Raw genomic sequence first — 11,817 nt, 5'->3', positions numbered from 1 at the left:
CCGCCCCCGCCGCACTGGCCGAGCTCATCGCCCCGGTATTGACCGCCGCCGACACCGGTACCCCCGACGATTTGCCCTGGGTCTGGATATTCGCCGCGTTGACCACCCGCAACGCGGCAATGTTGATATTGCCCGACACACGGATCCCCGCCTCACCCGCATCAATGGTGCCCAATGGCGCAATCAGGTCGATATCCCCCGCCGGCACTTCCGGGATCGGGTTGAGGGTGGCGATGCCCGCCCCGGTACTCGGCACCGACGGCGACAGGCTGACATTACCCCAGTTGTCGTACACCCGCCGTGGCGGGGTGTAGACCACGGTGGTCTTGGACCCCCGCCCGGCGTTGATATCGCCCGCAGCGGACCAGCCCATGATCGAGCCACCAAAGGTGGTCATGATCCGGCTCTGACCCAACAGGATGCTGCCCAGGGAATACAGCTGGATATCGCCCGCGCCCTGGGTGATGACCCCAGCCGTCGACGGCGGCGCAGCGCCCTCGATACCGAAGGTCTGGCCACCGCCCGGCGTGAGCATCTGGATCGAGCCACCGAAGTTGGTGTGCACCCCCGCGCCGCCAAACAGTGTGATATCGCCCTTGTAGGCAATGGCATTACCGGCCACGTCCTTGTCCGGGAACAACCCGGCAATCGCCGCCCGACCGCGCACATAGCTGCCCTCGCGTACGCCGCCCGCCTGGTTGTACTCGCGGCCGGCAGCCTTGAGTTCAGCGAAGTACACCTCACGGGCAAACACTCGCTGCTGCTCCGCTGGCAGCGCCGCGTAGTAGGCCCTGGCCTGCTGGCTGTCACCGACAAAGCCGAAACGCCCGGCCAGCCAGTCCAGCAGTTCACGCTCGTAGGTCTTGGCAACCTTGCCGCCCAGCAGCGTCAAGGGTTCGCCCGCTTGCAACTGGCTCTCAGGGTTCAGGTAAGCCTCGACAAAACGTCGGTAGTCCGGGCCGTTGGGGCCGGCTCCGGCTTGCATGACGATACTCGCGCCGGCACGGCTATCACCCGCTGCCACAGCGCCAAGGCTGTTGACGCTGACCTTGTCCTCCATGAGGATGTTGCGCCCGGCCATCAACTCCAGCGTACCGGGCCCCGCCGCATTGAAGCTGCTATAGAGAATGTCGCGCCCGGCACTGACGATGGAGATATCAGTCAGGCCGTTATGCACAAACAGGTTGGCGTCGAAAGCATATTCACCGGTCGCCGATTCGCCACCGCTGGCGCCACCCAGACGCGTGCCGCTGCTGACGATGTCACGCCCGGCCAGCATCCATACCGGACCTGCGCCTTCATAAAACGTTTGCCCCACACGCGGGTCACCGGCACTGGTGATGGTCAGGGCACGCCCACTGTTGACGCCCAGCAGGTCGCCGCTCAGCGCATAAAAGCGCGCAGGGTCCAGGGTATCGCCCCACAACGTGCTGGCCGCGTTGGCACCGAAGGTGAACAGCGGGGAAAGCCCCAGGCGCGCAATATTGCTATCACTGCTAAGGTTGCCGCTGCCCGCGATCGGCAGGGAATTGGCAAAGCCCAGGAACGCCGGGTTGAGGATCGTTGCCAGGCTGTCCGGCGCGGCGCTGGAGCGACTGACGGTCAGGTCGCCGCCATAGATAGAATCCCCGGCCAGCAACTGCAATTGGCCGTTGGCCGATGGCGCCAGTACCAGCGCCACAAGCGCTGGCATCGAGCCGGGGTTCGCAGTCGCCGCACGCCCGTAATACAGGCTGCCGCTGGCGGCCACCGCACGTAATGTGGCGGGATAGACCGCCGCCATGTCTGTTTCCAGGGTTTGGGTCAGCGGTGTCAGGTTGCCGCCGGCAGAGAACAGGTCCACTGCCGTGTTGCGGGTCCACAGGCTGAACCAGCTTTGCCCGACGCCGTTGACCCCATTGTTTACGTAGGCCAGGGCATTTGTCTGGGCGACGCGCCCTGGATCGGCCACATCCTGCAACACCAGGTCCCCACGGGTGGCCAGGTTGAAGGAGGCATCACCGGGCAACAGGCTCAAGCCACCGGCCGCCGAGGCCGATGTGGCGCGCAGTGGGTCATAGGCGCGGACTTCACTGGGGCTCTGGTCGATAGCCCGGCTGCCATACCGCAAGGTCAGGCTGCCCAGGGCACCGCCGGTCAACTGCACATTCCCGCGCAGGTTCACCAGCGCGCCATTGAGGTGATCCATAGCGATCTGACTGCCTGGATTCACCGCGCCGCCGACCCGCAGGTTCAAGTCGCCACCGCCGGTCAATTGCAGGCTGCCATCAGCCGCTACGCGCCCGCTGCTGCCCACCGCCAACACCACCCCTTGGCTGCGCAAGTTCACCGCCTGAGGTACATAACCGGCAGCCAACGGCCGGATGATCCCGGCATCGCCGCCCACCTCGACATTCAGGTTGCCCCCGCCCAACGTGCCGAAGCCGGTGAAGCCCAGCATCTGGTCGGCGCCTCCCGCCTGGGCCAGGTTGGTGGCGTAGGAGCCAAAGTTGATCCACCAGGCAGTGGCTTGCGCCTCAGGGCCACTCAAGCCATTGCCCTGGCGCCACAACCAGTTGCCGACATTCGCCGAGTCCTGGCCACGATCGCTCCTGACCGGGCGTCCCGAGACACTGAGTGATGGACTGGTGATGTTACCGGTCAGGTTCCCGCCCACTTTCAACAACAGGTTGCCACCCGCCTGCGGGTACCAGGCGCGGTACACACTGTCGGCGCCGCCGTTGACCAGTTTCTCGTTGCCGCCCACGCTATTGCCCAACACCTTGCCATTTTCGCCCAGTGCCCGCGGCAGGTTGTAGGGGTCGTTGGCCGAGGTGCCCGTGGAAGAACTGCCAGCGGTGTAGACCCCGTACAGCGATTCCATGCTCAGGTTGCCAGCCGCCAGCAGGTCCAGGTCGGCTGCGCCAGTGCGGATCACACTGAAACGGCTGCTGCCCCCCGCCACCAGGCTGTAGGCATCACCGCCGGATTCACAGGAACCGGGGTAGTCAGTACACGTTCCGAGGTTGCCGGCGCTCACGGGTTTGCCGACCATGCTGGTGTCGCCGTAATTGTCGATGGAGCCCTGCTCGGTCCACACCAGCACACCCTCGGCGAACATGCCGAAATGGCTGTCGGCCAGGCGCAGGTTGCCGGTCGACGGATACGGCTGCAGCAGCCGACTGTCAGCCGCCTGGGTGTCAGCCCCGGCCACTAGGCGGATCGACCACGCCTGGGAGCCTTCCGTCAGCATCGGCGCAACGCCCCAGTTCTTGCCCTGACGCCCCGCCTCCTCGACGCGCAATTTCACCGACTTCACACCGCCCGACAACTTGACATCAGTGCCTGCCGGCAGCAGTGCGCCACGGGGCAGTGCCTTGCTGCCATTGAGGGTCACGAATGCCGTACTGCCCAGGCGCCCGGGTAATGGCACGCCCTTGGGCCAGATAAACGCCCGCACGCTGGTGTTGCTGGTCAGCAGGGTGCCGGCCCCCAGTACAGTGCCGCTCGCCAGGGTCTGGCTCTGGCTCAGCAGCGTCCCCGCAGCAAACAGCTCCTTGCCGGATGCATCCAGTATCGCTGCCGCCAGCACCGTACCCGCAGGCAGTACCAGAGGCTGGCTGAGGGTCACCGGTACCGGCAGCCGTGTACCGTTCGCCAGGCTCAGGGCCTTGATCGACACATCGAAGTTGAGCACCGCACCCGCCGGAAACTTCGTGCCGTCAGCCAGGGTCACGCCCGTACCCGGCACCACTTGGGTGCCGCCGGTGTAATCGATACCGGGGCGCAGTACCCAGCCGTTGTCATCGTCGGTCGGCGGTGGCGGCGCAAAGCCGTCGGTGATGCTGCCGTAGATATTCAGGTCGCCGCCGGCGCGCAGGGTCAGGCGACCCACTTCGCCGGAGCCGTAGATATCCGCGTTTTTCTGGGTATGCGGGTTGAGGCTGGCGTAACGATAACCGGAGAGGTCGAGATCGCCCTGCACCACCAGATCGCCCTGGGGCGTCTTGCTGACAATCTCCACACCCGGGCGCAGATGGAAAGCGTCGGCATAGGTGGCGTTGTTCAAGCCTGCCAGTTTGTTCTGCAGCAGGTCGTTGTTCTTCAGGGCAGCGTTGATGAACAACACACTCAAGGCATGTTTGGCGTCGAGGTACTTCTGGTCGATCACCTGGTACGGGCGCCCGCTGGCCGTGGCATCGGTCTTGGTCAGCGCATCGTCGTAGCTGATCATGCCGTTGAGCGCAATCGAGCGCGCACCCTGGATATCCAGGCGGCCACGGGCATCGATGGCAATGTCATTGCTGCCCAAGCGCGGCGCATTGAGTTCCAGGGTGCCACGGCTGCGACCATCATTGCCCGCCGCCTCGGTAGCGTGGCGCAGGTCAATGCGTACGCCATCGGCGAGGGTCAACTGGCCCTGGCCCGAACCGAGCACCACCGTGGCGCGGTTCGGCGCATCGATGATCTGGCCATGGCTGTCCACCCGCAGTTGGCTGCCATGGGCGTCGAGCACGGCGCTGCCGTCCAGGGCCAGGCCTTTTTTGGCCAGCAGGTTGATGCTGCCCACCCGCTCGCCACTGGCATCCACCCGCCCGGTAACGCGCAGGCTGCCATTGTCCAGCGAGACACTGACGCTGTTGGCCTTGACGTCATTGCCGATGCTCAGGTCGCCCTGCTTGAGCTGGAAGCTGCGCGCGCCAAATACCTGGCCCTGGTTGAGCCGCTGGTTGAGAGCAGCAAACTGCTCGTCCAGGGTACCGCGAGTGCCCAGGCGCTGGGCCTGGATCTCAACCGCACCGGCCAGGTACGGCACCAGGGTGCCGCCGGCATCGTAGTCACCGCTGCTGCCCGCCAAGAGCTTGCCCGCCAGGTCAACCACGCCGCCGGCTTCACCCACCGCCACCGCCCGCAGCTTGCCCGCCTGGTTGTGCTGGGCCGACAGGTCAATGGTCGAGCCTGCGGCCTGCAGCACATTGCCCTCGCGGCTTTGCAACGAGACCTCGCCACCCGCGCCGTATTTAGTCAGATCGTTGAAGACGATGGCACGCCCGGCCACATCAATCAGTGCGTCATCGCTCAAAACCACGTCGCCACGCGCATCGAGGGTGACCTTGCCGCTGGGCAACACCACCGCACTGGCCAGGCGGATGCTGTCGCCCTGCAACGCCAGCTCGCCGCCCTGGCCTTCGACCTTGCCACGCACACCCTTTGCTGCCGCGATATCCAGTACGCCACCGGCGGTGATGCGGTTGACCGATCCCGCCTCACCGGTCAGCAACGGCGCCAGGATGTTCAAGTTGCCGCCCGTGTAGGCAAACCCTTTGATAGGGTCGTAAGCACCCTGGCGCTGATAGACCGACAGGCTGCCCTTGTGATTGGCGGTGATGCGCTCGCTGGCCTTGAGGTTGACGTCGGCAAATCCCAACGCGAGGCGGTCGAAGCGCTGGGTGGTGCTCGGTTGGGCAAAATCGCCATAACCAAATTCGATGCGCTCGGCGCTGATATCCAGGCGCCCGCTACCACTGCCGGCCCCGCCCGCGATTGCCGCGCCGGCAGGTGTTTGCGCGCCGAGCCAGATCAGGTTGGCGGTGTGAATGCTCGCCACATCACTGGCACTGCCGGCCCCATAGATCGCCGGGGTGGCGAGCATCAGGTTGCTCAGCAACGATTTGCCGGTCACTGCGTCATACGTATCGAGGGTGCTGGAGCCATAGAAGTTGAAGCTGTCGCGGGCCGAGAGTTGCAGGGTTTCCAGGGCCGGCGCGCCGAATTGCGTGTCGCCACGCAACAAGCGATTCAACACATCCTGGGTCAGGGTCATGCCGGCCGGCAGGCGATTGCCGGCCGCCGCCTCGGCCAACGCTTGCGGGCTGCCGACGTTGATGCTGGCCAGCCCAAGGTTGAGATGACGGGTGCCGTAGCGCACCTCATCCCCCATCTGCAACGTCTTGTCGGTCAGGGCGACGATACTGCCGTCTGAATACAGGGCAGTCTGGCCATCGCAGGGCGCGCTGTTGCACACCCCCAGATTGATGCCGCCACTGGAGGCACCGCCCGCCTGTACGGCGTTGACCACGTTGAGCAAGCCGTTGGAGACCGCCAGCATATTCGCGACCTGGTAGACAAAACCGTCGCGTGCGTCATAACTGGCCTTGCCCCGGCCAATCGTATTGATCGAGGCGCCCTGCTCCATGACGATCTCGCCGGTGGTACTCACCAGGAACACTTCCGGTGCAGCCAGGTTCGCCCCTTCACGCAAGGTGATAGAGCCGCTGTTGGCACCGACCACATTGATGTAGTTGCCGCTCTGGCCATACGAAACCTGGGTCATCCCACCAATCATCAGGCGTGCCGCGCCCAGGGCGTTGAGGCTGTCCGCCGCCACGGTGACGCCCCCGAATCCATCAGTGGCCGCCTTGCCTGGCGCCACCACCTCCATCCCACCGGTCCCCATGTTCATCACGGCAACCGTGCCGGCATAACCGTCAGTTGCCGCCTCGAAGCGGCCGATACCGGCGAAGGAAAAGGCGTCTGCCCCGCCACCGGGGTTCAACGCCAGTTTCAAGGTCTTGGCATCCACCGGCAGCAACGCCCGTGGCACGCCGAGTTTGGCGGCATCGGCCACGGCGAACTGGGCATAACCGGTTTCGTTGTACTGGGAGTAACGGCGCAGGGTGTCGGCCGAAGTCAGGATCAACTGGCTGGCCACACGGTTGCTGATCCCGGTATTGACGATGGACAGGCGCCCGGCAGCCGACCATGAACCATTGCGCAGTGCCTGTGGCACGTCTTCGGTCCCGCGCCCCGCCAGGCCGTTGATTTCCACACGGAACGCCCCCGGCATCAAGGCGTAGGTGGAGGGCATCAGGGTATAGGTCCCCGCAGCCAGTCCCGGTACGCCAGCGTCCAGGGTGATTTGCTGGCCGATCAACGGGTCTACCGCGCCGCCCTCCGGTGCCACCGGGGCATAACCCGGCTGCCCCCCAGGCACGATGGCGTAGACCGGGTTGCTGCCCAGGCCCGGCAGGACAAAGCCGCCGTTGGTGCCGATCTGCATCAGCGGGTTGTAGCGCGCATCGGTGGAACCGCCGCGTCCGGAAATAAACCCGGCGCCGAGCAATTCGCCGCCACCGGACAGGTCCAGCGTGGCCTCTGGCAGCACCGCCACCGATTGACCGCCAAGGATCACCCCCACATTGAGGTCGCCATTGAGGTTCGTAATCGCCCCCTGGCCAAGGAACGACACGGTCTTACCGTTGTACTGGTAGACCTGGCCATCCACCGTGCCACCGTAGGGCAACACCAGGCCCTTGCCGCTCACCGAAGTCAGGCTACCGGGCAGCAGCTCGACTTTTTGGGTGCCCAGGATGCCGACTTCGATCAGCCCCAGGGGGGCGCGCACGACCCCGCCCTGCTTGATGGTCGGGCCGCCCAGTTGCAGGCGACCGAAGGCCGAGTAAGGTACAGCGCCTGCCTCGTTGCCGGTACGGGCAATGGTCAGGGTGCGCGTCGGGTCGTAGCCGGCAACCCCGTCCACGTAGCCAGCCAGCACCCGTGCCCCGACTTCGGTCGCCGGGTACAACTGCGCGGCCCGCAGGGTCATGTCGCCCCGGGTCATGAGCTGGGTACTGATGCCCAGAGCGATTGCATCCGCGCTGGCCCCGGCGAGGAAACGCAGGTCACCCTGGCTGCTCAGTTGCACATCATCGAAACCACGCCGTTCGACACTCACCTGGCTATTGTCGGCCTGAGTCAGGCTGCTCTTGTTGCCGAACAACACATTGCCGCGTACCTCCAGCAGATTGGCGTTGGCGTTGAACACCGCCTCGGTGGCGCGTTGCGACATGGCGCTGGTCAACACCGGATGCAGGTATTGGTCCTTGGCTTCCAAGGGCGCAAGGATGCCCGCCAACAGCAGGTGAGGTGCCGACAGGTTGACCCGGGCATCTGGCGCAGCATTCTCACTCAGGCCGAGGGCGCCGCTGTACAGGCGCAGGCTCTGGCCCATCTGCAGCGATAGATCACCGTCAACACTCAGCAGGCCATTGCTCAGCAATGCCAGGTTGTCAAAGCCACCGGCGCTGACCTGATCCACGCCCAGGCGAGCATGCCCATATTCCAGCTCGACAGCCGCAGCCTGGGCAGTGCCCGCCAGGGTGCTGTCCTGCCGGGTCTGGCTGAGCACCAGCTCCCGTGGCTTGAGCACCCGGTCGGAGACCGCATTCTTGATGTAGTAAGGGCTTTCCAGGGCCAGGGCCAGGCTCCCGCCCGATGCACCGGCACCGCCGGCCTGGGCCACAAGACTGCCGTCCAGGTACAGGCCATTGTTGGAGGCCACACTGATGCTGCCGCCATTGCTGGCCACCTGCACCCGGCCCCGACCCGGCAGATCCAGGCCCGCCTGGGCACCGGACGCATCCAGGCGCGCGCCATCGCGTACCACCACAAACACATCACTGGCCTTGGCAATGCCGGTGGCGAGGTCAAGCTCGCCGCCAAGGCTGATCGTGCCGCCATTGCGCACCAGGCCATAGCTGCGGCCACGACTGTCCACGGCACTCACCGCCCGCGCGGCCACATCAATCAGCGCCTGCTCGCCAACCCAGATCGAACGCCCGTGACCCGCGGCATTCACCGCCTCGGAACTGGCCACGTTCAGGCCTCTCAGGCTGACGCTGCCGCCCCAGGCGTTGAGCGTGCCATTGAGGGTCAGTTGGCCGACGCTGCGCAGGTTGATCGCCTGGCCCGGGTCGACCGTGATGACCGCCCCCTGGCCCACGCTCAGCGCCGTGGTTGCCAATTGCGCAGCGGTGGAGTCCTGATGCCCAGCCGTCAGGCTCAAGCTGGCGCCGCGACGCTGGCTCAGCACGCTGTTGAGCGCATCCTGTTGATACACCGGGGGTGTCCACAGCGCCATCAGGCTGGCCGGATCACTGCCGCTCGGCACCGTTTGCACCTGCTCGCCAACACGGTAGACCGGCATGTTGACCGCGACCTGAGTGCCGTCAGCGACGATCAACCCTTCATTGCCAGTGATGTCATACGCCGAGAACCCTTTGTTGAAAAAGTCTCCCGCCAGTTGCAGGGTGCCCGCGTCTGGAGTGCTTGCCTCACCGATCAGCACCTTGTGCGATTGCAACGCCAGGGTCCCGCCACCGCTGACACCGTAACCCCGAATCTCACCGCCCAACACCAGCGCCCCCAGCGCGCCCAACGTCACGCTGCCGCCCTTGCCCCCGCTGACCTTGCCATCCTGCCCAGCAGTCGCGCCCGAAGACACCTGCACCAGGCTCCCCGCCCCCAGGCTCACATCGCCGGTGCTGCGCAGCGACACCTTGCCGCCATTGGCGTAAGCCACACCACCGATGATGGACGGCTGCAGTGCCAGGTTGTTCCAGCGCCCGGAGGCATCCAGCACCGCCCCGGAGGCCACAGCGACTTGCCCGATCCCCGCCAGAATCACATCTTCAACGCCATTCTGCCGATTGAGGTTGACCTGACTCAGCACGTTGCCAGCATTGATGCTGCCGCCGTGGGCCGTCAGGTTGGCGTTGACCGCCACCTGCGGCGCATACAGGGTGATATCGCCACCGTCCGCCACCGACAACGCGCCATTGACCGTGATCTGCTGTTTGGCACCCACCTTGATCGCGCCCAACTGGAAGCCGTTGAGCTGCTCGCTGTCGAGCACCAGCCTGCCCTGGCGCCCGGCCGGCAGCGCGGCGCTCAGGTCCAGGCTGTCGGCGATGGCTGGCGCGCCACTCTCGATCACTACCTGCTCCATGCCCGGCGTCAGGGCGTAACGCAGGGTACCCGTGCTTTTGTTGAAGATCGGCGTGTACTGGCCAATGATCAGTTGCGCACGCTGGGCCTGAGCCTTTTGCGACTGCTGGTAACCGTCAAGGTTGATGTTCGGTGCCTGGGTCTGGCGATCGCCCTGGAACACATCACTGATCAGTTGGCCTTCAAGCACCGCACTGCGCGTACCCACCACCAGCTTGCCGGCATCGCGGCCCACGGTGTAACCCGCCTCAAAGCGACGCTGTGGGGCGATCAGCGGGTTGTAATAGAGATCGGTCCGACCCCAGCGCTCACTGGTGTCTTCAAAGCCTTTGTAAAGCCCGCTGTAGAGAATATCGCCCGGTGCTTTCGACAGCTCGTACAAGCGCCCGTCCGGCCCCTTGAGCCAGGTTTGCTGGACATAACCGGCCTGGACATCCACGGTGCCGCCCGACAGATTGATCTGCGCACCCTGCTGGGTCACGACGTCACGGCCAGTAAACGTCACGGTACCGCCCTGGGCCATCCACTCGCCCACCACGTGCCCTTGCGTGCCCAGATAGCCACCGACTTCCAGCAGGCCGCCAGCGGTGTACCAGCGATCCGTTGCGTAGCCGTTGGTACCCGCCGGCACAAACACCAATTCGCGCAGGTCGACCCACACATCGTTGTTGATCAACTGCCCGCCATCGCGGTTGACCGGTGCATCACGTTGCTCGTTGCCCTGCACGTTGATCTTGATGTTGTTGGCTTGCATCGCCACCTTGACGCCGATGGCGCCGGACACGTCGATCATCGCACCGTCGCGCACCAGGCTGCGCTGGCCGGCGCTGACCGCGACCTGGCCACCGGTGGCAAGGGTAATCGAGCCCTTCTGGAAGTCCACGGTGCCGCCGCTGACAATCTCGATGCGCGACTGATCGGTACGGTCGGCCACACTGCCCAGGTTATTGAACTGCCCGCTGATCAAGGGGTTCGCCAGCCCGTCAAGATTGACCAGGCCATTGTCGCGCTGGCTGTTGAGTGCGGTGGAGCCGCTGCTGTCGAGCAGGATCGCGGTGGTGCTGCCTTCGCCAAGACTGACGCTGCCGGTGGTGTCAGTGGACGAATTGAGCAGGTGAAGGGTGCCACGCGTGTCCACCGACGTGCTGGCCAGAGCGACACCGTTTTGCTGCACGGCGTGGCCGGTCAGGGTGATGTCGCCGGTTGCGGCCATGATCAGGCCGCTGTTGGTCACGCTGCCCGCGCTGCTGCCGGCCTTGAGGCTGCTGGCGACTTCATTGCCGCGTGTGGTGGAACGTGCATTGCCGGTGGTGCCCACGCCTTTGCGGATATAAAAACTGTCGCCGGCGGCCAGGGTCGTCTGGCCCTTGGCGGTGATGAGGGTCCCGGCGTTTTCCACTTCCGAGCCCAACAACAAGGCATAGCCACCAGCATCGGTGGACGTGGCCGCATCATGGGTCTGGATCAGCGCGCCCCGCTGCACCTGGACCTTGCCCGCCGCATCGGTGAACGTTGGCTGGGTGCCGTTGGCGTCGACGTAGAGCCCGCGCTGGGTGAATTGCTCATCGCTGATATTCGCTGCGGCCGCCACCAGGTTGCGCACATTGACCTGGCTGCTGCCACTGAACACCACGCCATTGCGGTTGATGATCATCACAGTGCCAGCGCCCTTGATTTGGCCCTGGATTTCACTGGGGCGCGCGTTAGGGTCATTGACGCGGTTGAGCAAGGCCCAGTTGGACTGCTGCTGGAAGTCGACAGTGGTGTTGCGCCCGACGTTAAAGGTCTCCCAATTGAGGATGGCCTTGTCGGCGGTCTGCTCGATGCTCACCGTGGTCTGGCCACCGGCTTGGCTTTGGGTCGGGCCCTTGGCGTTGATCCAACCCTGGGTGAGGCTGTTGTCTACCTGCAAGCCGCCCTTGCCCAGGCCATCGGGAATCGTCGAGACCTGCCCCAACGCTGCCTGGCGCCCCGCCGCCTGCGCGGCCTGCTGGGCGGCAATCGCCGCAACGCTGTTGTTGAGCGTGCTCAGTGAGCGCTGCATCTGCTGGT

General features: G+C 65.1%; 1 protein-coding gene. It reads right to left on the bottom strand.

Features of this window, described 5'->3' with window-relative positions:
• On the bottom strand, window positions 1–11,817 hold an 11,817-nt coding region (locus BFQ03_RS00935), incomplete at both ends, for a filamentous hemagglutinin family protein (protein ID WP_065942326.1).

The organism is Pseudomonas sp. 25 R 14 (assembly GCF_900004755.1).
Classification (GTDB): Bacteria; Pseudomonadota; Gammaproteobacteria; order Pseudomonadales; family Pseudomonadaceae; genus Aquipseudomonas; species Aquipseudomonas brenneri.
Note: the sequence above shows the minus strand (reverse complement) of the source record. Positions and strands in the feature narration are given on the sequence as shown.